Genomic DNA, 22658 nt, shown 5'->3' on the forward strand with positions numbered 1-22658 from the left:
CAGCCCCGGTCGTTGACCCAACCAACCGGTTCCCTCCCTACGTTGAGCGCGAAAAACATTCAGTCCCAGGAGAATCTGGGACCCGAGGGGACAGGCATACATGAAGCTCAACAGAATTATCGCCATCGCCACGATGCTGATCGCATCGATGGGGATCGCGTTCGGCGCCCAGGCGGCACCGCAGACGGCCCACACCACGACGCACTGGAACGTGATGCGCAGCGGCAGCAGCGTTCTCGTGTCCACCAACAACGGAACCCTCAGCACCGACAACGGCAAACTGCTCCTGCGCGACGCCAAGGGTGCTGTGGTCAGTGCCGTGCCGCTGACCGTCGCTGTCAGCAACTACGCTCACCCTGTCAACGCACAGGTGTCCGGCACGACCGCCAAGCTCGCGGTGAACATGAGCCCGGCCCTGGCTCGCTTCCAGCCGTTCACCCACCAGGCCGACCTGGGTGCCGCGGTGTCCGGCGTCAAGGACAACATCACACTCACTGCTGCGATCGGTGGATTCCTAGGTGCTGCAACCGGTTTGGTTGGCGGCTGCCTGCTCGGTGCGATCGCGGCCGGCGTCGTGTCGGCTCCTGCTGTCATGCTGTTCGGTGCCGGCCCGCTCGCCGGGTGCATCGGTGGCGCGCTGCTCCTGGGCGCGGGCGCATCGCTCGCCGGCACCGCGATCGGTGGCATCGGCGCGGTCATCGCCAACGCCGGACCGTTCATCCAGCTTCTTCGCGAGCCGAAGAAGAGCAAGTAACACCATAGCGTTACCTCTCACCGGTCGGCCCGTCTTCGGACGGGCCGACCGCCTTTCACTGCAGTCGCTGCAATGACCCCGGTTGTACGTCGTGGTCCGCGGCCAATGCGAGCACCTCGTCGAATCCCGCGACGAGGCAATCGGCGAACAGGTCGATGTCGGTGACCGCCGCACCATCGGAGTTCAGCCCGATGCAGGCGATTCCGTTGTGCGTGATCATCGTCGCCATGACAGCGCATCCCGGCAGCGGTCCAAACGGGAACATCCGCTCGACCTTGGCCCCGGCAACGTATGTCTCCCAGGGGATTCCCGGCACATTGCTGGCCTGCAGGTCGTTCTGACTGGTCGTCCCGCTGAACTGCATCAGCACCGAACCCGGTAACCAGGCCATGACCGCACCCAGGGTGTTGAACAGGTCCACCGCCGGCTCGTGCCGGGCAGCGCGCACCTGTTCGCGCACCGTGAGCACCCGCTCGAAGGGATCGGCGATGCCGACCGGGCCGGCCAGGCGACCGACCGCAATGCGGTTGCCACCCGCAGGATCTTCGGGACGGCGAACCGAGATCGGGATCGCCACCGGCATCGCCTCGATCGCGGTACCCATCTTCTCGTGGTAGATCCGGAAGCCACCGAGCAGCCCGGCGAGGTAGACGTCGTTGATCGACGCGCGGGTCGCGGTCGCGGCCGCCTTCAGGTCGGCGAACGGAACCTCGAAAGCGCTGAAACGCCAGGAGATACTGCGATTCGCCAGGAGTGGGGAGCCGGGGGGACTGACGAGCCCGGCGACCCGGGGTACTGAACGCCCGTAGCGCAGGGCAGTACTCAGCGCCTGCCGGGGGCTGGCGAGGGACCGGATGCCTTTGATGGTCATATCGATGCGGTGCGGGATGCGGCGCATCTCCTCGTCGAGCTGTCGCGTGATGACGTCCACCGCGGAGATGTGAACGGGATCGGGGCTCGGCGGCTGCGGTTTCCCGGGATTGTGTTCCCGCGTCGGTGAATGTAGTTGGGCCAGGCCGAGAATGGCGCCGAGACCGTCGGTAAGTGCGTGGTGGGCCTTGAGGAAGTAGGCGGCCTTGCCGTCGGGGAGTCCCTCGATCAGCGTGCCCTCCCACGGGGGTCGCGCGGCGTCGAGGGCTGTCATCGCCAGTTGCTCACACGTGGACAACAGTTCGCGCATGCTGCCGTCGCCGCCGAGTCGGATGCGACGTACGTGGTAGTGCAGGTCGAAGTCGGGATCGACCGCCCAACTGGGGGTTCCGGCTCCGATCGGGGAGTCGACGACGCGCTGCCGGAACCGGGGAGCCATGCGAGAGCCCCATTCGTGGGCCGCGATCAGCCGATCCCAATCGGGTGTGCAATCGTAGATCTCGAGCATGCTGATGGTGCCGCGCATCCGACGGTCGGTGTCGCCGCGCCACATGATGGTGTCGACGGGACTCATGTGCGGCTCGTTGGCCCAGTCGAGTGGGCGGTCGGCGTTCTCGGTCATCCCCGAACCTCCTGCGTCGGTACAGTCACACCCGAACCTCCTGCGTCGGTTCATCAGAGCCGTCGTCGAACGATTGCAGCGGCCAGTCGGCCAACGTGGTCACATACATCTGCCGCACTTCCTCGGCATGTTTACCGATGTCCTCGGCCCGCCACCCGGTGGTGTCCACCGGCGGCAGCACCATCACCTCCACCGTACCGGGCCTGATCAATTGGGAACCGCGCCACATCAATTCACCCGTGTTGCGCAGGACCACCGGTACCAGCGGCACGCCGGCCTGCATCGCGATGTGGAACGGTCCCTTCTTGAACGGGCCGATGCGCGGCGTCGACGACCGGGTACCCTCGGGTGCCACCACGAGCGACTTCCCGTCCTCGCGCAGGGCTTTCACCGCGGGGGCGAGTTGCTCGATGGCCTTTCCGGCGTCGGCACGGTCGATGAAGACCAGGCCGGCCTGATCGAGGATCTGGCCCAGCACAGGTACACGCTGGACCTCCTTCTTGGCGACGCCGGTCGCATCGGACCGCACCAGGTTGATCATCACCGGCATGTCGAGTTTGGACTGATGGTTGAAGAGGAACACGCAGGGCCGGTCGGAGATGAGGTGCTCGCCACCGTCGAGGACCTGCACGTGGACGCCCGCGAGGGACAGGCCGACGTCGTTGCCGGTCGGCAGGGTCGCGATGAGGGCATTGGGATCGCGCCGAACCAGTCCGGCCGTGAAACCTATTGCGGCAGAAGCGAGAAACGAGCCATAGAACGCGCTGGTGCGGGCCAGCATGCCGATGCGATTGTAGGTGGGGTTGGTGATGTCGATGATCGGCCACCCCCGCGCCTGCGCCTCGGCACGCAGAGTGCGCATCGGAGACACGGCCGCCGGATTGCCGACGGCCTCGAGGTAGGGGATGTCCTCGTTGCCGTCGCTGTAGGCGAAGGAGGCATCGAGGTCGATCTCGTGGTCGCGGGCCAGCGTCCGGACGGCGGCCGCCTTGCCCGGACCCCACAGCGGCCGGCCGAGGACTCGTCCGGTGACCACCCCGTCGATCACCTCGACCTCGGTGGCCAACGCGTGGTCGGCCTCGATCTCGCGTGCGATGGGTTCGATCTGGAATCGCGTTGCCGACGACGCGATCACGATCATGTGGCCCATCTCGCGATGGGCGCGCAGGATCTGCCACATCTGCGGGCGCAGCTTGGCCGCCGTCTCGTGCTTGAAGAGGCGGTTGCCGAGGTCCTGCAACTCCGCATACGTCTTGCCGGCGAACGTGGGTTTGGTCGCCTCGAGAACCTCGGCGTAGTCCTGTTCGGATTCGACGCCCCGCAATCCGATGAGCAGGAAGTCCGCGAGTTCCCCGAGGCCGAACTCGAGACTGCGCACCCGTGCCCCGACGATGGCCGTCGCCGAGAAGCCCTCGATGAGGGTTCCGTCGTAGTCAAAGAACGCCGCGACCTTCTTTCCGGTTGGTGCGGACCGGATCTGGCGTAGCCGATCGGTGAGTGCACTCATTGCGTCACCCCGGTGAGGACGTCGGCCTGCAACTCCTCGATCGAAGCGATACGCGACAGCCGCCCGCGCATGACCTCCACCTCGTCGAGCCATGCCTCGCGGGCCGCGGTGAGGTCGGCACCTTCCGTGCCCTCGATGAGGCCGCGGTTGTCGGCAAGCTGGTAGGCGGCGTCGTAGAGATCCTTGGACACCGAATCCTTGCTCCGCACAACGCCTTGCAGCGAGAGCTGGCGTCCGAGCCCGAGGCAGTCGGCGAGGATGGCGTCCTTGTCTCGTGACGTGGTGCCCAACTCCACGAGGCGAGTGGCGACCACGAGCTGCGCGTCGAAGAACGGCTGCAGCGTGCGTCGGGCCAGCAGGCCTCCGGTGTGACTGTGCAGGACGTCGTAGGTCCATTCCCGGCTTGGCTTCGCATCCCGCCACTCGACGGCAATGAGGTCGAGCTCAGCACCGAGACGGTGCAAGAACTCGTCCTTCGGCGGGAAGAAGAACTCGAACTTGAGCAAGTCGCGGATACGGAGCGCCTCCCGCTGTGCTGCGGCCAGCAGAGCCTCGTCGGCGACCCCGAACTCGTCTTCGGCGATGGCGACGTCGCCCGGTGTCACCTCGACCGCCCCCTCGGCCACCGCGAGCATGGCCACCTCGACGATCGCGCGGTCGACGAAGTGATGCAGCGCGCCGTTGCGGTAGTAGGCAGCGATCGCGTGATTGTTGGCCGCGATCGACCAGACGGGCTCGGACCCACCGTCGAAGCACGTCACCACGCCCGCGTCGCCAAGGACACGCAATGTCCGGGTCAGCCCGGCGCCCCTGCACTGCGCGGGGTCGGGGCCGGGGAGGTCGCGCCGGCGAATGTAGTCCAGCAGTGGCTCGAGAATCCGCTCGATCTCGGGTTCGGTGTAGGCGCGGTCGCTGGCGCCCAACAGGGCAAAGCCGGCCAGCGAAGTCGCTGAAATCGGTGTAGCGGTGTTGATCTCGTCCATCACTCGGAACGCGACCTTGTCCAGTTGGGACGGTCCGGTACCGGCGTCGGCAAGCGCGGCACGCAGGGAAAGGGGTTCACCGAACCGAATTCTCGCCTCGCCCAGATATCCGCGCTGCGCCTTGGCGTAGCGCAGCAGCCAGCCGATGCCCTCCGGCCGCTTGGTGCCGCCGGCGTCCTCGGCGGCCATGGCCCCGATCTCGTGGAGTTGGTCGTAGACGATGGAAGTGGGCACGATCGTGACGTCGGCTTCGTCGAGTTGTTTCACCGCCTCGACCACGTAGTTGAGCAGGCCCAGCATCGGCTTGCGCAGCTTTCCGGTGCGACTGCGACCACCCTCGATGTACCACTCGAGGTTGAAGCGCTTCTCCACGATGAATGCCAGGTATGCGCGCATCGCGAATTTGTAGACCGGGTCGGAACCGAACTTGCGGCGGATGAAGATGATGCCGGCGCGCTGGGCGATGGGTCCGACGGGCCAGAAGGACAAGTTGATACCGCCGAGCACGAGATTCGGCGGGAAGTCGTGGCCGCGCAGGACCGTGGCGAGCACCAGCGGGTCCACGTAGGAGCGGTGCGACGGCAAGAAGACGAGGCTGGTCGACTTGTTCAGTGTGCGTAGCGAATTGAGCGTGTCGAGGTCGACGGACACGTTCCAGGCCCGGTCGTGCAGCCTGCGGAAGGTCGCCGAGAACACGTCGCTCATCAGCCGACTCTGAGTGGCCACAAAACCCGTCAGCTTGTCGGTGGCGTCGTTGACCACCACGTCGGCGGGCCTGCCGAGTTCGGCGGCGAGTTTGGCGGCGCCGGTCCGGAACCGTGCCGAACTGCTGATCTGCTCGGCCACCAATCGCGGCACCTTGTACCGGTCACCGACGATCTGGCGTTCCGCGCGTTCGGCGGACAGGGAGGCTTGCAGCGCGACGAATTTCGCGAACGGCACATCCTGTGCGACGTCCCGTTCGTGGCGGCGTCGCAGATCGTCGATCGACGCAGGCTCACCCGCCACGACGCGCAGCGCGTCGGGCCGGCGACTGCGGATCAGCGGCTGCGCGAAGCCGACCGGGCGTCGCGGATTGGACAGCACCAGGACGTCGCCGAGCGTCACTCGCCGCTCGCCGCGGCGGACCGCGGGCAGCCAGACCGGTCGGACCGGAACGACGAGTGTGTGGTCGGGCAGCTCGTCGAATGCAACCTCATCGGGCCGGCGGATCGGCGCACCCGGATAGGCGGACTGGGCCCACTCCGTCACCGCACTCATCTCGCATCCCGTGCGCGTCTCCGCCAACACCATCACCGGATCGCTCACGCGCATCACCCTCACATCTCATCGGTTGCACCAGTCCCCGACCTGCCCTCGGCACGCTCATTGTGACTCTGCGCGATGCGCTGAGAGTGAAAACGGGGAGAACGCCTGGGTGAGCGCAGTATGGTTCCGCCATGAACTCACTCGCACGGTTGGTGTTCGCCCCCGCGGCGGCAGTGGTCATCGCGTGCGGCGTCCCGGCGCTCGCGAGCGCGACCCCCTCGTCAGGAGTCACCGCGGTCACCCTGGCCGAGGGCGACATCCCGGCGGGCTTGCTGCCCTTTGTGCCCGACGGAGTGCACGTCGTGGTGCGGGAGATCACGATCGCGCCCGGTGGGACCACCGGCTGGCACTACCACGACGGCAACCTCGTGGGACTTGTCCGATCGGGCACCCTCACCCACCCCGGCGCGGATTGTGTGCCAGTGGTATATCGGACCGGCGACATCATCAAAGAGCCCAAGGGGCAGGCGAATACGCACGTAGGACGCAACCTTGGGTCGGTGCCCGTGGTCCTCGACGTGCTGTATCTGATCCCGCTGGGCAAGCCGTTGTTCGAGGATGCGCCCGCACCCGGCTGCGACAAGCAGGGACGCTGACGTCACATGCGTGCGTGGCGCGCCATCACGAACGAATAGAAGCCGTATGCGGCGATGCCGAATGCCGCGAGCACGAGCAACAATTGTCCGGCCGGTAGACCCGCGAGTGTCTTCACGGCACCGTCGATCCCGGTGGCCTTGGCCGGGTCGGCACGGACGGCCGCGACGATGACGAGGACGCCCGCACCGGTGAGTGCTGCGCCCTTCGCGACGTACCCGATCACTCCGGACCACACGATCAGCGGGGAGTCGCCACCACGCTTGAGATCGTCGAGGAAGCGACGCGTCGCACCCTTGTAGATGTGGTAGCCACCGATGGCGATCACCACGAGTCCCACCACCACGAGCAGGGCCTTGCCGCCGGTGGAACCCATGAGCCGCGCACTGAGCCCGGCATTCTGCTGCCCGCTGGATTGGCCGTGGCCCAGCGCGAACTGCGCGGCCGAATAGGCGAAGGCGATGTAGACCGCGGCCAGGCCCAGGGCTTTGGCGCGATCGGTCCATCCAGTGTCCTCGTCCCGGTGGGAATTGCTGGGTCGGGACTCGCCGGGGTGCGGCCCGAGGATGGCTTCGACGATGCGCCACAGCGCGAGCGCCGCGAACACGATCACCGCCAGCCACAGGGCGATTCGACCGCCGGCGGATTCCGCGAAGATGCCCAGCGCCCCGGACTGATCGGCGTTGCCACCACCCCCGAACGCGAGGCGGAGAATGATGTAGGCGATCAGGATGTGCACGCATCCGCTGGCGAACTGGCCTGCTCGGGCCGCGTTCTCGAACCATGTGCGCTCGGCCGCCTTCTCGGCGATCTCGGACACTGAATCACCCCTGTCGTCGTCACTTGTCCCCACTGACCTGACTCCAGTGGAACACCATCGGGCGCAGATATCTCGCGACCACCGGATTCGACCACGAGTCGAGGTGAGTCCACGCGATCCGCGTCGGTGAGAGCGGTTGGGTGCCTGCTCGTATAGTGGTGGCCTCAGGTTCTCCCGCCGACGAAAGAGTCTCACCATGGAGGCAACGGTCACCCCCGAAGCCGAGCAGGCCGTATCCGACATCGCGCAGCGCTACGGGCTGTCCCGCGACGCGGTGCTGGCCATGCTGTTCGCCGTGAACAACGGTGGCGGCACGATGGCGCAATTCTCCATTCCCGAACTCGGTGGTTCCGGGCAGTGGATGCGTGGTGGCATGACGATGGTCGGCAACATGTTCGACAACGCGCTCAAGGCGCGCGTCGATGGTCTCTGCAACGAGTTGTCGCAGCTGCTCGCCACCACCACCGTGTTCCCGCCGACTCCGGCCGCAAACGTCGGGTTCGGTGGATTCACCGCCAACAACTGGTGGCCCGGCGACCTCGGCGTGCCCAGTTCGACGGGCTCGCAGAACGGCGCACGGTACGCGATCTTCCCCGGCACCCGTCGACTCGCCATCGAGTTCAATGGTGTCACAAGGGTTTTCGATACCGGCGACCATCAGATCGGCGGCGTCCAGCAACAGCAGGGCGGGATGTCGGGCACGTTGAGCTTCACCAGCCAGTTCGGCACCTTCGACACTTCCAGCCTCACCGAACTCGGCACGCAGGCCATCGTCGACACTCCTGTCGCGGCACCGGCTCCACGCCATGCGGCCGAACCCCAATACGCTCCGGAACCCCAGTACGCGCCCGAACCCCAGTACGCCCCGGCCCCGCAGTTCGACGCCCCGGCACCATCGGGTGGATCCGACGCCGACGCCATCGTCGCGGCCATCGAGTCGCTGGCCGGACTGCATCAGCGCGGCATCCTGTCCGACGACGAGTTCGCTCAGAAGAAGGCCGAACTGCTCGGTCGGTTGTGAGCGTCCCGGTGGTGCCGTATGTGGTTGCGGCGTCGGCCGTTTCGGCGGTCGGGTTGCGCACCTATTTCGCGCGAGTTCGCTGAGGCGCTCGGAGGGTGCGCCCGAAGGGGCGCCGCGTTGGATGCGTCGGCTAGCCGGATTCGCGTTCGAGTGTCGACGCGCGCTCGAGCACCACGATCGGGATCACCCGCTCGGTCTTCTTCTGGTACTCGTCGTAGTCGGGCCAGACCTCGGTCATCTTGGCCCACATGGCCGGCTTCTCTTCGTCGGTGGCGACGCGGAAGTGCACCGGAATGCGCTCGTCCTTGACCTGGATCTCGGCGTCGGGGTTGGACTCCAGATTGAGGAACCACGCGGGCGGCTCATCGGTGCCGCCCTTGGAGGCGACGACCAGAAACGCGTCCTCACCCCACGGTCGGAAGATGAGTGCGTGTTTGCGCTCGGCCCCGGTTTTTCGCCCCTTGGTGAAGAGGATGAGGATTTGGGTACCGTTCCAGTGGTAACCGTCCTCGCCGTCGGTTTCGAGGTACCGCTCGACATGTGCATCGCCGTGGAGGTTGTCGACTGAAGCCATACCTGCACCCTGCCACGAATACCGACCGACCATCACCGCCTTCACGACACCGACGTTTCAGGAGCGCACGATGACAACGATCCCGTCCTTCACCGCATATCGGGCTCTCGCCGCCAAGGAACCCGCCCAACTCGTCACACTCGGCGCCGATGATCTCGCCGACGGTGACCTACTCGTACAGGTGCGCTACTCGACGCTGAACTACAAGGACGGTCTGGCCATCCTCGGCAAACCTGGTGTGGTCCGGAGCTTTCCGCTCACCTGTGGCATCGACCTCGCGGGTGATGTCGTGGACGATGCCGCGGGCTTCACGGCGGGCCAGCAGGTGGTCCTCACCGGCGCCGGCCTGTCGGAGACGCGCGACGGCGGCTATTCCGGGTACCAGCGGGTGGATGCGGCAGCAGTTCTCCCGGTTCCTGTCCAACTCGGTTTGTGGGGATCGATGGCAGTCGGAACCGGCGGTCTGACGGCGATGCTGTGCGTGCTGCGGCTCGAGGCCGCGGGGGTCTCACCAGATCAAGGACCGGTGCTGGTCACCGGGGCGACCGGCGGCGTCGGCAGCTTCGCGGTGTCCATCCTGTCGCGCCTCGGCTACGAGGTGCACGCGTCGACGGGCAAGGCAGACGAGCACGACTACCTCCGTGAACTGGGCGCATCCGAGATCGTCGAGCGCGACACCCTCACCGGCGAGCCCCGACCCCTCGCCAAGGAACGGTGGGCGGCCGCCGTCGACAGCGTGGGCGGGGTCACGCTGGCCAACATCCTGCCGCAGATCCGCTACTCGGGTGCGGTCGCCGCCTGCGGCCTCGCCGGCGGACCCGGCCTGGCCACCACCGTCATGCCGTTCATCCTGCGCAATGTGGCTCTGCTCGGTGTCGACTCCGTCAACGCCCCCATCGAACTACGACGCGCGGCCTGGGCACGTCTCGACGAGGCGCTCACCGTCGACGAGCTACAGCGCGTTGCGGTCAACGCCGGATTCGACGAGATTCCGGCGCTGGCGGCGAAGATCCTCGACGGTCAGATCCGCGGACGAGTCGTCATAGAGGTGTAGTCACCGCTGATCCGAAGAGTTGGGTGACAAACGCTCTGAACTGCGCGTAAGCGTCCACCACCCCACCACCCCCACAGGTCCCGGAGGTGCCCGAGGCGCCGGCCGAGGGATGGCCCCGAAGGGCAGGCGACCGGGTCACGTCAGCGCGCCGCCGGGCCACTGAAAGTAGGGAAGGTTCTTCCCCTACTTTCTGCCCCTGCTTGTTGAGTCGTCCGCGAGAAAATTCGCGGGGAGGACTCCAGGGATAGGGGACGAGTTTCTTCCTCTGAGGGTGCCGGGAGCGTGTGGCGCGTTCCGCGGAACGTGTCGATCGACATCGCGGGCTCGACGAGCATATGTCGCCAGCACCCCTGGAGCGGGAAGCGTCCGCGTGCGCCGAGACGGTGGTTCCGAGGCCGGCAGCAAGGTCACTGTAGCGGTAGCAGCTCGGCTCGGGCTGCCGCGACGATCCCGGCGGTCACCGCGTCGAGCAGCGGTGAGCTGAGTTTCCAGTACTGCCAGTACAGCGGGACGTCGTGGTCGGGGTCTGGGTTGTCGGGGTCGAGGAACCTGACGACGCGGCCGGCGTCGAGGGCGTCGGCGATCTGGGCGTGCGGCACCACACCCCATCCCATGCCCATCTCGACCGCGCGGTGGTATTCGACCGACGCCGGGATGTAGATCGTCGGCGGTTCGGAGGCCTGTGACGAGTAGGCGCGCAACACGGTGCGCTGGATGTGGTCGTTGCGGTCGTAGGACACCATCGGCGCGCGCGACAACGTGTCCGACGTCGGACCGTCGGGCATCCACTTGCGCAGGAACTCCGGGGTCGCGACCGGCACGTAGCGCATCACACCGAGCGGTATCACGGTACATCCGCGGATCGCTATCGGATCGGAAGTGATGGCGGCCAACGCCTTTCCCGAGCGCAGGAACTCGCTGTTGCGGGATTCGTCGTCGCGCAGCACCTCCACCACGACGGGGTGCTCACGGTGAATGCGTGCCAGGGCGGGTAGCAGCCAGGTGGCCAGCGAGTCCGAGTTGCCGCCGATCGGTATATGGATGGGTCGGGGACGTTCGCTGTCGGGGGTGTCTCCGATGAGTTCGACACCCGCTTCGGCCGTGAGCAACTCCCATTGCTTCGCGAGACGGATCAACACCTCGCCGTCATCGGTCGCGATCGCCGGTTTGGTGCGCTGCACCAGGACACGCCCGACGGCCACCTCCATCGCCTTGATCCGCTGACTGACCGCGGAGGGGGTCACGTGCAGTTCGGTCGCGGCGGCCTCGAACGTGCCGTGCTCGAGAACGGCGCGCAGGGTGCGCAAGCCGTCGATCGAGATGTCCACGGCGCGAGCTTAGCGTCTCACCTTGGCACCGAAGTCCCCGAAATCCACCGCGAAGCGCACGAAGGTGGTTAGTGTCGCCTTGTACTTGCAGCAGCGTCGAGTGCCATCTCCACCGAACGAGAGGGCTCGATCGTGATCATCCTCGGAATCATCTGTCTCATCCTCGGGTTCATCTTCAGCATCCCGATCCTGTGGACCATCGGCATCGTCCTGGTGGTCATCGGCATCATCCTGGCGATCCTCGGCGCCACCGGACGCGCGGTGGGCGGGCGAGCGCACTACTACTGATCGCCCATCACTACCGATCGGGAGCCCACTTCTCGACGCGGTCGAGCCCGGCGGCCCGGCCCTTTGCTGCGACGACGAGCGCGAGCTTGCGGGACGCCTCGTCGATCATCTCGTCGCCGAGCATGGCCGCGCCGCGTCCACCGCCGGCCGCCGAGGTGTGAAAGGCGTAGGCGTCGAGAATGTTCTCGGCGTGGTCGTAGTCCTGCTGGCTGGGCGTGAAGATCTCGTTGGTCGGGCCGATCTGGTCGGGGTGCAGCACCCACTTGCCGTCGAAGCCGAGCGCCGAGACCTGAGTTGCGCTGCGCCGCAAGCCGTCCAGATCGCGGATCTGTGCCCACGGGCCGTCGATGGCCTGCAAGTCGTTGGCTCGGCAGGCCATCAGGATGCTCATGTGGATGTGGTGGAAGGCGTCGGCGATCTCGTATCCAGGTGGCTGCGCGCCGATCACCAGCGACTTCATGTTGATGCTCGCCATGAAATCGCCCGGACCGAAGACGATGCTCTCGAGTCGCGGTGAGGCCTGGGCGATCTCGTAGATCTTGATCAGTCCTGCGGCATCCTCGATCTGCGCCTCGATGCCGATCCGGCCCACGTCGAATCCCTCGGTCTTCTCGATCTGGGTCAGCAGCATGTCGAGTGCGGCAACCTGATTCGGGTGATTCACCTTGGGGAGGATGATCGCGTCGACCGCCGACCCGACGGCGCCGACCACCTCGATCACGTCGGTATAGGTCCAGGGCGTGGTCCAGTCGTTGACCCGCACCCCGCGGATCTGTGCTTGCCAGTCACCGTCGCCGAGCGCCGCGACGATGTTTTTGCGCGCGACCGGCTTCATCGACGGAGCGCAGGAGTCCTCGAGGTCGAGGAACAGCTGATCGGTACCCAGTGACCGTGCCTTGTCGATCATCTTGGTGCTCGACGCCGGGACGGCGAGGTTGGTCCGGCGCGGACGCAGGGTACGGCTCACAGGTCTCTCCTCGAGGTCTGGACACGACGGTCACCTCGGACCGTACCGCCCCATGACTCAGACCCCGCCGCCGAGTACCAGGTCCAGACGCTGTGCGCAGATGTCGGTGAGGTCGATCCCGTCCAGGCCGAGGGAGGTGTTGAGCCGGATCAGCACGATGCCCAGCAGCAGCGCGGCTGCGACATCGGCGAACAGCATGTTCTCGACCCGGTGGCCGGTGAGCTGTTCGTAGCGGTCGAGGGTTTCGGCTCGACTCGGCGTGCCGGCGGCCGAAGCGTGATCGGGCAGTGGACTGCTCACCCAATCGGTGAGGAACATCCACGCAAGGTCGCCGGCCGGATCGCCGAGGTAGGCGACCTCCCAGTCCACCGCCGCCACCGGGGTCCTGTCCGGCGCGTACAACACGTTGGACATGCGGCTGTCGCCCCAGCAGAGGGTCATGCGCGACGGTTGGTAGGTGTGCTGTTCCAACCACGAGAGTGCCTGTGTGAATGCGGGTTTCATCGGTGCACCATCCGCGGCCCAGGTGAGACCGTGGCGCAGGAAGGAGATGACCTGCTCGGCGGGCTCGGCGCCGAATGCGTCGAGTGCGAGGAAGCCGAGCCGGTGGCGGTCGACGTCGACGGCGTGGGTTGCGGCGATCAGGTCGACACAACCATTCCAGTAACGGGCACGACCGGCGTCGTCGGTGTCGGCGTAGATGCCTTCCTGGTGATACGGCGGCATGTCGCTGACCGTCGAGACGCCGTCGATGCGGTCCATCACGAAGTGAGGCGTCCCGAGTGCGTCGGTGTCCGGGTCGATCCAGCGCATCGTCGGCACCGGGACACCCGATCCACCGAGACGTTGCATCGTCAGATACTGACGGCGAAGGTCGAAATCGGGAAGCACCGCGTACTCGGGCGGCCGTCGCAACACCAGTCCGAGCGGTTCGTCGCCGATATGTCCGTCGCGGCCGCGCACATCGACCACGTCGAAGAGGTACGTTTCGGTGGATCGGCCCATGGGTGCGCTGTGCCAGTTGGTGATTCGTGCGTCCTCGGCGCCGGGTATGCGTGAGCGCACAATGTCGACCACTGCGTCGGGCAGCTGCTCGGGCGTGGGGCGCAGGGTGCGGTGAGCGGTATCCATCGCCCTCACCATCCGGTGTAGCCGTAGCGAGGGTAGGCACCCATGAACACCATCTCGACGAGACCGTGACCCACCTTGCCGTCCATGCGCACCTCGCACAGGGTCTCCGACACCAGGCTCACCGGGGCCACCACATCGGGGTCGGACGAGTCGACGGTGAATCCGTCGATGAAATCGGTTCCGCGCCAATGGCCCGAGGCGTACCCGTTGAACTCCTGATAGCCGGCCAGGCCGGGCCAGAAGTCGCACAGCGGTGTGACTTCGATCGATGTCGACGAGCGGTCGGCGCGCAGGATCGTGAACACACCGCCGGCGATCAGGCGTCGTTGTTCACGGAATTTGAGTTCGTGTTCGACGTCGATGATGGTGTTGGCGGGGCGGCCGGTGTCGATGGGGTGGAGGATCTCGCCCTCGAACTGCCACCGCTGCCCGATGCTGGTCTCGCGTTGCGCGAAATGCACTATATGGTCGTCGAATTGGAAGATTCCCATGTAGTACAGGACGCCGTCGGGGATCTCGCCGGGTTGCATGTGGGTTCCTTCGGGCAGGCTGCCGCCGCCCGGACCGTTGCGGACACCCCAGGAATGGTCACGGCCGAACCACCAGCGGTCGGGGTCGATGTCGAGTCGTTCGCCGTCGACCTCGATGTATCCCTCGACGCGGCCGTTCTGATAGAAGCGCCGCGCATCCTCCTTGATCCGGCCACGCTCGCGGTGGAATGCGGGAGTCTGTTCGTAGGCCGGGAATTCGCCGGTGAGCGTGAGATCCAGCGTGACACCCTGCTCGTTGGCTCGCAGCTGCGAACGAACGCGGCGCAGCGGCTCCTCGACCGAATAGGTGTACGGGCCGACCGTGTAGTGGCCCAATCCGGTGTCGCTGCCCAGTATTTCGGTGGACATGCGCACCACGCGGGTCTCGCCGCCGCGTCGGGTGATCATCGCGTACGCGTCGGTGACGTTGCGATTCGGGTATCGGGCGAGGCCGGTCATCACATTGATGTCGCCGGACTTGTCGAAGCCGTACATCACGATGCGTTCGACCCAGCGCAGGTCGCTCTGGTCGACGTGGTCGAACGAGGTGGGCAGCTGATGACAGAGGAGTTCGTCGTGGGCGGTGAGCATGGGGCGGTCCTTCCTGGGGAGCGACTCGCATTACGTTACGTGCCGTAACGGAATGAAAGTGGCGTTTTCGCGATACTCTTCTCACGTGAGCACCGACCAGGACGTTTCCCGCTCCGAGATCGGCACCGTCGGCCGCCCGCGCGATCCGATCAAGCATCAGGCCGTGGTGCGTGCGACCCGTGAGCTGCTCGACGAGGAGGGATTCGGTGGAGCGACGGTCGCGGCAATCGCCCGTCGTGCGGGTGTGGGCACGCCGACGATCTACCGGCGCTGGCCGCGTCGGGAGGACCTCATCGAGGACGCGGCATTCGGTGCAGAATCCGAATCCCTACCCGAACCGACCGGGGACCTGACGGACGACATCAGCGCGTGGACGGAGCTCTTCCTGCGTCGCCTCGCCGATCCGGTCACCCGTGCGGCGCTCCCTGGTCTGCTGGCGGCCTACCACCATGAACCGGGCCGATACGAGCAGTTGGTGGCCCGATTCGAGGCCGACGTGCGCGAGTCCTTTGCCGCGATGGTGGCATCGGATACCGGTGTCGACCAGGACAGGGCCGTCGACGTCGACACCATCTTCTCGATGCTGGTGTCGTCGACGCTGGCGCGTGCGCTCACCTTCGGTCTCGACGACGCCGACGACTTCCGCGACCGAACAGTGGCGGCGTTGGTGACCCTGGTCAGGGCGCGGGATTAGCGCGGCGCTCCCGCAACCAGCGGTAGAGGTAGTAACCACCGGCAACAACCACCAGTGCGACTGCGGCATAGAAGAGCACGGTGGTGCCGAGGGCAGCGCCGGCGAAGTAGCCGACCAGCAGCACGGTCGTGGCCCAGCTCGTCGCGCCGAGCACATCGGCCACACCGAATCGGGCTCCCTGCATGTTGCTCATGCCGGCCATCGGTGGCACGAGCGTGCGGACGTAGCCGATCCAGCGACCGGTCGCGACCGCGATCATGCCGTCGGAGTTGATGCGTTCGGCGGCACGCGCCCAGCGTTCCTCGCCGAATCGTCGTCCCATCCGGGAGGACTTCATCCGGTGGCCCGAGCGTCGGCCGATCCAATAGCCGACCGCGTCGCCGGCGACCGCGGACACGCACACCGCGATGATGAGGACGACGATCTGCGTCGACCCGATGGCCGCGGCGACGCCCGCCGCGAGCAGGATCGCCTCGCTGGGAACCAGGAGGCCGAGGACCAGCGTGGCGGTCTCGGAGAAGATGACCGCGCAGGTCACGAGGTACACCGCCCATGACGGCACCGATGCGATCAGATCGACGAGCCAATCGGCCAAGGCGTGCACAGCACAGAGACTAATGACGGGCGGTGACAATGTCGTCGTCGGCGATCACCCGCTGGTGATCTCACCAACAGGTGGCCATAGTCTGTGAGCCCACATACATTGGCATCAGACAACGCGCGTTTCCGAAATTGAGGAGTGGCCCACATGGCATCTGTTCGCAACGCACTCGAGATGGTGTCCGACACCGTCGGTGCGATCCGGGTGCTGCACAAATCCGGTGCGATCAATCTGACCAACCCGGGCGAGGCAGTGAAGGCGGTGAAGCGCAGCAAGACCATCGGCCCGGCGTCCGCGGTCATCGTGCACGGCGCCGAGGAGTACCCCGACGCACCCGCGATCACCGATGAGCGCGGCACCGTGACGTTCGGTGAGCTGGACCGCCAGAGCAACGCGCTCGCCAACACGTTGCTGGCCTCCGGTGTGGCGCCAGGATCGGTCGTCGGTGTGCTCGCCCGCGACCATCGCGGCCTGATCTTGGCGTTGAGCGCGGCGGGACGCGCCGGTTACCGCCTGGCGATGATGAACACCGGGTTCGGCAAGACCCAGTTCGTCGAGGTCGCCGAGCGCGAGAAGGTGCGCGCAATGCTGTACGACGAGGAGTTCATCGATCTCCTCGAGGGCTTGCCCGACATGCCCCGAGTTCTCACCTGGGTCGACGGCGATCGCCCGGTACCCGAGGGCGTCCGCACCCTCGACGAGGTGATCGAGACGGGCGACACCGGCATGCCGCCCGAACCCGAGACGTTCGGCGGATTCGTCATCCTCACCAGCGGCACCACCGGCCTGCCGAAGGGTGCGCAACGATCCAAGATGTCGCCGTTCACCAGCGCGCTGCTGCTCGATCGTGTTCCCCTTCCGCAGCACGGCTCGATGGTGATCGTCTCCCCGATCTTCCACTCCACCGGCTTTGCGGTCTGGGGCGTGGGAACCGCACTCGGCAACCAGACGGTGGTGCTGCGTCGGTTCGACGCGGAGAAGACCCTGGCCGCCCTCGCCGAACACCGCGCGGAGGTGTTGGTCGCGGTGCCCACGATGCTGCATCGCATCCTGGCGCTCGGGCCGGAGGTGATCGGCAAGTACGACGTGTCGGCGCTGAAGATCATCGTGATCGCGGGATCGGCTCTGTCACCGGCACTCTCGGAGCGTGTGCAGGACACCTTCGGCGACGTGCTCTACAACATGTACGGCTCCACCGAGGTCGCGATCGCATCCATCGCGCAACCACATGAACTGCGACAGGCACCCGGCACCGTGGGCCGGCCACCGGTGTCGAGTCGCTTGGCGCTGTTCGACGGCGAGGGCAACCGCATCACCGGAAAGAACGTCAGCGGGCGGCTTTTCGTTCGCAACGGGGCGCCCTTCGAGGGTTACACCGACGGTCGCAACAAGGAGGTCATCGATGGCTACATGTCCAGCGGTGACATGGCGCGTGTCGACGACAGTGGACTGTGGTTCATCGAGGGCCGCGACGACGACATGATCGTGTCCGGCGGTGAGAACGTCTACCCGCTCGAGGTGGAGAACCTGCTCGCCGCGCATCCCGAGGTCGCCGACGTCGCGGTCGTCGGGGTCGACGACGAAGAGTTCGGACATCGACTGCGCGCGTTCATCGTTCGGCAACCCGACACCGATCCGCAGCCCGACGACCTGAAGCAACACGTCAAGTCGAACCTGGCCCGCTACAAGGTGCCGCGCGACGTGGTGTTCGTCGAGGAACTACCGCGAAACCCCACCGGCAAACTCGTTCGCCGCAAGCTCCCGACGGGGCGGCTGGACTAGTCCACCTCCGATGGGGGACCTTCCGCCGGCTGAGCACACGCGCACCACCAGGCCTTCGAGGCTCCTCGCTAGCGCTCGTCGCACCTCAGGCAGCGGTAGGGAGTCGCGACTCGCTCGCACCTCAGGGAGCGGAAGGAGGTGGGGTTGCTACTCGGCCAACACCGAGGCCAGGGGATGTGCACGGTAGAAATCGAGATGCGCTCGGGCGGCGGCCTCCCAGGTGAGTGAGCGGGCCAACTCCCGCCCGGCGTCGGTTCGCGCGGGGTCGGGAGTGCGGGCCGCGGCGAGTTCGGAGGCCAGTTCGTCGACGGTCGCGGCGTAACGGACGGCGTCGCCGAAAACCTCTCGGAGGATGGGCAATTCGCGTGCAACCACCGGACGTCCGGCGGCCAGCGCCTCCATCGCGGCGAGACCGAAGCCTTCCTTGATCGACGGGAATGCGAAGACCTCGCAACCGGCGACCAGCGCCGGTAACGCGTCGTCGTCCACGGCGCCGATCACCACCGGTGTGATGCCCAATTCTTCTCGGCGGGAGTCGAAGTCGGCGCGGTAGTCTCGGTAGTCGAAGAGGGTCTCACCGCCTGCGAAGACGAGTTGCAGATCCGGATCCTCGCGACGCAATGTCGCGAAGGCCTCGAGGAGGTCGATACTTCCCTTGCGTGGTTCGATCCCGCCGACTGCGAGCACGTACCGTCCCAGCTGTCCGCGCCAGGTCTCCCGCTCTGTGGTGGCTTCCGGTGTTGCCGACGCGGCGTCGGCGAACCGATCGAAGTCGACGCCGTTGGGGATCACTGCGGGCGAGCGCCCCCATCCTGCGTGCACTTCGTCGGCCACTGCCTGCGAAACACAGATGCGCGCATAGGGATTGACGACAGCCTTCTCGTGGCACTCCACGAGGATCGGCGTCGTGAACTGGTCGAGGTGGTGGATGGTCCGGATACAGGTGCCCACGGCATTGGCGCTGATGCAGTCCTGGGCGTGCACGATGTCGTACTCGGTGGGATCGAATCCGGCGCGCATGGTGTCGATCGATCTGATGATCCGCGGTGTGACCGCTTCACCCTCGACGTCGGCGAAGGGCAGAAGACGTTGGTGCACAGCCGGATCGATCGAACGGAAGAAACCCTCGTCACCGCCGCGAGCCAGGCTCCACACGGTGACGTCGACGCCGATGCGGGCAAGCGCCTCGGCGAGATTGAGCGTGTGGACCACGCCGCCACGTGGCTTGGTCGAATAGGTCAGGAGGGCAACCCGCATGTCGTCACTCTCCTCGAACGGCCGAAGCGCGCGTTGCGTAGATCTCCGGGCGCAACTCGGCGAGGTGATTCAACACGCGTCGTGCTCGCATGATCTCGGCATCGACGTCGACCAATGCTTTTGCCAGACCACCTTTGGAACGCGTCGTCGCCAAGATGTCGCCGCCAGGGCCGACGATCTTGGCCTGGCCGAGAAACTGCAGCGACCCCGTGACGCCGGTGAGGTTCGACGACACGACGAACACCTGGTTCTCGGCGGCGCGTGCGCAGTCATAGAGGTCGAACAGTCGCGACTGTCGGTCCGCCGGCAGACGAGTGGCCCGGTCGGTGACACTGGCCGGCCAGGCAGACAGCGCTGCGATGATGCGGGCGCCGTCGAGGGCGAGTTTGCGGGCGGACTCGGGAAAGGTCTTGTCGTAGTCGATCAGCATTCCGATGGTTCCGACGGGAGTGTCGAAGGTGCTGAACGAGTCGCCCGCCGTGTACGCCTTCGATTCGCCGGCGGGCTGGTGCACCTTGCGGTGCGTGCCGAGAATACCGTCGCCCGAGAGGCATACGGCCGAGTTGTACCGGTCACTACCGGCGGCCTCGGTGTACCCGATGCAGATGGTCATCGGCCCGGCCGCGGCGACCATCGCGGCCAGTTCGGGTCCGTCGGGATCGAGGGCGGGCGGTAGGTCGTCCGGATCGGGGTCACGCAGGTCACCGATGTATCCGCCGAGCGACGCGTCGGGGAACACGAGCAGATCGACACCATCGCGCGCTGCGGCCTCCACGATTCCGACGGCCTTGGACACGCCGCGTTGCACATCGCGGCCGAAATGCGCTGCCAGCGCGCCCAGGGTGAGGGTGCCCATGTCAGCGAACTCTACTCATGCGGCGCCGAGTCCGGTGACCGTGGACCGGATCGCCGTCGTGGTCTCGCCGTCGGGCCAGCGTAGACGCACACCGGGCTCGTCGGTCAGAAATCCGCACGGCGAGGATGCCGCCGGGGCGGCAACCTCGGTGATCGGGGTGGGGTCTGCGATGAGCATCGCGAAGCCGGGAAAGCAGGTGAGCCAGGATCCCATCGACGCATCGGCCGGTCGCGGAACGGCGTCGACATCGAGCACAGCGCCGGTACCCGACGCCTCGGCGAGCATGCCCAGAGTGCCGGCGACCCCCGCCATGCTGACGTCCTTCGCGGCCGCAGGCGCCAGGTCGGCGACCAACGTCGAGAGTGTCGCGAGCTCGTCGGCCGACCGGGAACTCGTACTGTCCCATTGCCGTCCGTGATAGCCAGGGCGCCACGCGCCACCGAGGTCGGCCAGCAGCGACACCGTGTGTCCGGGCCGTCCACCGCCCGCCGCGACCGGACGATCGGTTCGACCCAGGGCGGTCACCGACAGCGACGCGGGCACACCGACCTGTGTATGCCCACCGAGAACCGGTGTGCGCCAGGCGTGTGCGGCCGCCGACATCCCGCGGACGATCCGGGTCAGGTGGGAGCGGGTCGGTGCGCCGACGGCGTCGAGCAGGCCGACGGGACGCGCGCCCATCGCCGACAGGTCGTTCATGTTGACCAGCACCGAGCACCAGCCGGCCCACTCCGGGTCGCGCTCGACCATCGACGGCAGGATCGCGTCACAGGCGGCAATGAGGTCGGTATCGGGTATGAGTGCACCGTCGTCGCCGCGGAAACCCTTGGGACCCAGGCCACCTCGCTGTGCCATCAGTGGTCGGAGGACGTCCGCCAGCAGCGATTTGGAGCTGTCGGCGAGCCGCTGGACGTGATCGATGGGCCAGGTCATCCGACTATGGGCGCGGCCGGCAATTGTCGGGCCCGTGCCCCGCAGCGTCCATCCCAGGGCCGAGAACATCCGCAGGTAACGGTCTTGGACTGTCGCATCGAACCGCAGCACCCCGGCCGATTCGGCATGCGCGCATGCCGCTCGGATCAGAGCCGGGCCGATCCCGGCTGAGTCACTGCCCGCCGCGACGACCAGTCTGCTGCCGGCCCACCAGCCCAGATCCGTTGTGGTGACGGGGGAGAGTCGAACTCCGCCGACGACATCGCCGTCGGTCGTGATTGCCGCGAGCACCACGGTACGTGGATCGTCGTCCGCGTCGTCGCGGTCGGTTCCGGCAAACAATCCTTGACGATCGACGAACTCGTCGTGCCGAAGTCGATGGTAGGCGGCGAGTTGCTTCGCGCCGTCCACCCGGCGAATCAAGTACGACGGTGGTGCAGTCCGCGGGCCGGCGAGAATCGACAGATCAACCCCAGACGCCGGTCGATGAGTGGAGCTCGGATCGAGATGATTGCCGTCCAACATGATTCAGCCTCCCACCGCCGGCAGGATGCTGCATGCGCCACAGGCTGCGCACCCGGCGCGCTGGTCCGAACCCGTCATCCCGATCAGACGCAGGTGGTCGGCGACCTCGCGGCTGATCTTCTCGACCACGGCCGGGTCGGGTGCCCTCGCCTCATCGACGTCGACCGCCAGCGTCCCGCGATGAGGCCGGAACGGAACGACGAACGGGTAGACCCCGGCATCGGCGAGTTCCTTTGCACCCGTAATCAGTTCGTCGGGCTCCTCGCCAAGTCCCACCAGCAGGTAGGTCGACACCTGGTTGCGGCCGAACACGCGAACCGCCTCGGACCACGCGGCGCGGTACTCGGCCAGGGGGACGGTCGACTTTCCCGGCATCCATCGTCTGCGTACGGAATCGTCCAGGGATTCGACGTGGATGCCGATGGCGTCGGCTCCTGCTTCGCGGAGATCGGTGATGGTGGACAAGTCGGCGGGTGGCTCGCATTGCACCTGGATCGGCAGGTCGGGGACGGCGCGCTTCACAGCGCGGACGCAACGCGCGAGATGCCTTGCGCCGCGATCCCGTCCGGCCGAGGTGCCGGTGGTCATCACCATCTGCGTGACGCCGTCGAGCTCCACCGCGGCACGGGCCACTGCGGCGAGCTGCTCGGGCTTCTTGACCGCCACCGTCGAACCCGATCGGAGCGACTCTTCGATGGAGCAGAACCGGCAGCGTTGGTCCTCGGCGTAGCGGATGCAGGTTTGGAGAACGGTGGTCGCAAGGACGTTGCGTCCGTGCAGCTTTGCGAGCTGTTCGAACGGAACCCCATCGTCGGTGGTGAGATCGTAGAATCGTGGGCGCCCGATCACGTCGATCGCGAGTCCCGCATCCTCGCCGTCGAGCAGGACACGTGATCCGTCGAACACGAAGGGACTGTCGGGATTTCGCGGGATCGCGGCATGCAGTCCGTCGACGATCAGGTGTCCGTCGTCGGTGGGACCGGCGCCGCCGGTGCGGTTGACCGGTGGCGTGCCGCGGATTCCGAGAAGCGCCAGATCGACCCTGGTGGAAGCCGTCATCGTGATGTC

The 22658-nt window shown here is 66.5% G+C and carries 21 protein-coding genes; 7 read left to right on the top strand and 14 right to left on the bottom strand.

Features of this window, described 5'->3' with window-relative positions:
* The first annotated feature begins 100 nt into the window (after positions 1-100).
* Positions 101-754, top strand: coding sequence for a hypothetical protein (locus tag ACWDTF_RS17670; protein WP_449754769.1), 654 nt, complete (start codon positions 101-103; stop codon positions 752-754).
* Positions 755-809: 55 nt separating this feature from the next.
* Here the strand turns inward: ACWDTF_RS17670 and ACWDTF_RS17675 are convergent, their stop codons facing one another.
* From ACWDTF_RS17675 to ACWDTF_RS17685, 3 genes are read right to left on the bottom strand one after another with little or no spacing between them, the layout of a single operon-like run.
* Positions 810-2246: a wax ester/triacylglycerol synthase domain-containing protein gene (locus ACWDTF_RS17675; protein ID WP_449754770.1), complete on the bottom strand. Its 1437-nt coding sequence runs from the start codon at positions 2244-2246 to the stop codon at positions 810-812.
* A gap of 25 nt (positions 2247-2271) precedes the next feature.
* Positions 2272-3753: an HAD-IB family hydrolase gene (locus ACWDTF_RS17680; protein ID WP_240855178.1), complete on the bottom strand. Its 1482-nt coding sequence runs from the start codon at positions 3751-3753 to the stop codon at positions 2272-2274.
* Positions 3750-6050 (bottom strand): glycerol-3-phosphate 1-O-acyltransferase, encoded by a 2301-nt coding sequence (locus ACWDTF_RS17685; RefSeq protein WP_433256936.1) that lies wholly within the window; start codon positions 6048-6050, stop codon positions 3750-3752. Before ACWDTF_RS17685 ends, ACWDTF_RS17680 begins: the two co-directional genes overlap by 4 nt.
* Positions 6051-6175: 125 nt before the next feature.
* On the opposite strand from ACWDTF_RS17685, the gene ACWDTF_RS17690 reads away from it, so the two are divergent.
* The gene (locus ACWDTF_RS17690; protein WP_449754771.1) at positions 6176-6640 is read left to right on the top strand and encodes a cupin domain-containing protein; all 465 of its coding nucleotides are present in this window, start codon (positions 6176-6178) and stop codon (positions 6638-6640) included.
* 2 nt (positions 6641-6642) lie between these two features.
* Here the strand turns inward: ACWDTF_RS17690 and ACWDTF_RS17695 are convergent, their stop codons facing one another.
* A complete protein-coding gene (locus ACWDTF_RS17695; RefSeq protein ID WP_449754772.1) occupies positions 6643-7458 on the bottom strand; it encodes a DUF1206 domain-containing protein in 816 nt (271 codons plus the stop codon).
* Between the two features lie 196 nt (positions 7459-7654).
* Between ACWDTF_RS17695 and ACWDTF_RS17700 the strand changes: the two genes are divergently transcribed.
* The gene (locus ACWDTF_RS17700; RefSeq protein WP_240855173.1) at positions 7655-8479 is read left to right on the top strand and encodes an SHOCT domain-containing protein; all 825 of its coding nucleotides are present in this window, start codon (positions 7655-7657) and stop codon (positions 8477-8479) included.
* A gap of 130 nt (positions 8480-8609) precedes the next feature.
* On the opposite strand, the gene ACWDTF_RS17705 is transcribed toward ACWDTF_RS17700, so the two are convergent.
* Entirely contained in the window at positions 8610-9053 is a 444-nt protein-coding gene (locus ACWDTF_RS17705; protein WP_240855171.1) for a nitroreductase family deazaflavin-dependent oxidoreductase, read from the bottom strand.
* Positions 9054-9123: 70 nt separating this feature from the next.
* On the opposite strand from ACWDTF_RS17705, the gene ACWDTF_RS17710 reads away from it, so the two are divergent.
* Positions 9124-10107, top strand: coding sequence for an MDR family oxidoreductase (locus tag ACWDTF_RS17710; protein ID WP_240855169.1), 984 nt, complete (start codon positions 9124-9126; stop codon positions 10105-10107).
* A 407-nt stretch (positions 10108-10514) separates the two neighbouring features.
* On the opposite strand, the gene ACWDTF_RS17715 is transcribed toward ACWDTF_RS17710, so the two are convergent.
* Complete coding sequence (locus ACWDTF_RS17715) at positions 10515-11435, bottom strand: LysR family transcriptional regulator ArgP (RefSeq protein ID WP_240855166.1); 921 nt, start codon at positions 11433-11435, stop codon at positions 10515-10517.
* Between the two features lie 132 nt (positions 11436-11567).
* Here ACWDTF_RS17715 and ACWDTF_RS17720 point away from each other — a divergent pair, with 132 nt between their 5' ends.
* Entirely contained in the window at positions 11568-11723 is a 156-nt protein-coding gene (locus ACWDTF_RS17720) for a DUF6131 family protein (protein WP_240855164.1), read from the top strand.
* A 10-nt stretch (positions 11724-11733) separates the two neighbouring features.
* Here the strand turns inward: ACWDTF_RS17720 and ACWDTF_RS17725 are convergent, their stop codons facing one another.
* The 3 genes from ACWDTF_RS17725 to ACWDTF_RS17735 are packed head-to-tail and all read right to left on the bottom strand — an operon-like array spanning position 11734 to position 14942.
* A complete protein-coding gene (locus ACWDTF_RS17725) occupies positions 11734-12690 on the bottom strand; it encodes an HpcH/HpaI aldolase/citrate lyase family protein (protein WP_240855163.1) in 957 nt (318 codons plus the stop codon).
* A gap of 57 nt (positions 12691-12747) precedes the next feature.
* Positions 12748-13821, bottom strand: coding sequence for a phosphotransferase family protein (locus tag ACWDTF_RS17730; protein ID WP_449754773.1), 1074 nt, complete (start codon positions 13819-13821; stop codon positions 12748-12750).
* Positions 13822-13826: 5 nt separating this feature from the next.
* Positions 13827-14942, bottom strand: a complete 1116-nt coding sequence (locus ACWDTF_RS17735; RefSeq protein ID WP_449754774.1) for a hypothetical protein — start codon at positions 14940-14942, stop codon at positions 13827-13829.
* Between the two features lie 85 nt (positions 14943-15027).
* On the opposite strand from ACWDTF_RS17735, the gene ACWDTF_RS17740 reads away from it, so the two are divergent.
* On the top strand, positions 15028-15636 hold the full coding sequence (locus ACWDTF_RS17740) for a TetR/AcrR family transcriptional regulator (RefSeq protein WP_449754775.1): 609 nt from the start codon (positions 15028-15030) through the stop codon (positions 15634-15636).
* On the opposite strand, the gene ACWDTF_RS17745 is transcribed toward ACWDTF_RS17740, so the two are convergent.
* Positions 15620-16240: a DedA family protein gene (locus ACWDTF_RS17745; protein ID WP_355274611.1), complete on the bottom strand. Its 621-nt coding sequence runs from the start codon at positions 16238-16240 to the stop codon at positions 15620-15622. The two genes, ACWDTF_RS17740 and ACWDTF_RS17745, sit on opposite strands and share 17 nt — an antisense overlap.
* Positions 16241-16384: 144 nt before the next feature.
* Here ACWDTF_RS17745 and ACWDTF_RS17750 point away from each other — a divergent pair, with 144 nt between their 5' ends.
* Entirely contained in the window at positions 16385-18019 is a 1635-nt protein-coding gene (locus tag ACWDTF_RS17750) for an acyl-CoA synthetase (protein WP_449754776.1), read from the top strand.
* A gap of 147 nt (positions 18020-18166) precedes the next feature.
* On the opposite strand, the gene ACWDTF_RS17755 is transcribed toward ACWDTF_RS17750, so the two are convergent.
* Genes ACWDTF_RS17755 through ACWDTF_RS17770 form a run of 4 tightly spaced genes read right to left on the bottom strand, consistent with a single transcriptional unit; the run spans position 18167 to position 22649 of the window.
* A complete protein-coding gene (locus tag ACWDTF_RS17755) occupies positions 18167-19276 on the bottom strand; it encodes an MSMEG_0565 family glycosyltransferase (RefSeq protein WP_449754777.1) in 1110 nt (369 codons plus the stop codon).
* 4 nt (positions 19277-19280) lie between these two features.
* The gene (locus ACWDTF_RS17760) at positions 19281-20132 is read right to left on the bottom strand and encodes a carbon-nitrogen hydrolase family protein (protein WP_355274614.1); all 852 of its coding nucleotides are present in this window, start codon (positions 20130-20132) and stop codon (positions 19281-19283) included.
* A gap of 15 nt (positions 20133-20147) precedes the next feature.
* Positions 20148-21590, bottom strand: a complete 1443-nt coding sequence (locus tag ACWDTF_RS17765) for an MSMEG_0567/sll0787 family protein (RefSeq protein WP_449754778.1) — start codon at positions 21588-21590, stop codon at positions 20148-20150.
* Between the two features lie 3 nt (positions 21591-21593).
* Positions 21594-22649, bottom strand: coding sequence for an MSMEG_0568 family radical SAM protein (locus ACWDTF_RS17770; protein WP_449754779.1), 1056 nt, complete (start codon positions 22647-22649; stop codon positions 21594-21596).
* Positions 22650-22658 lie beyond the last annotated feature (9 nt).

Source organism: Gordonia sp. NPDC003422, from assembly GCF_053588675.1.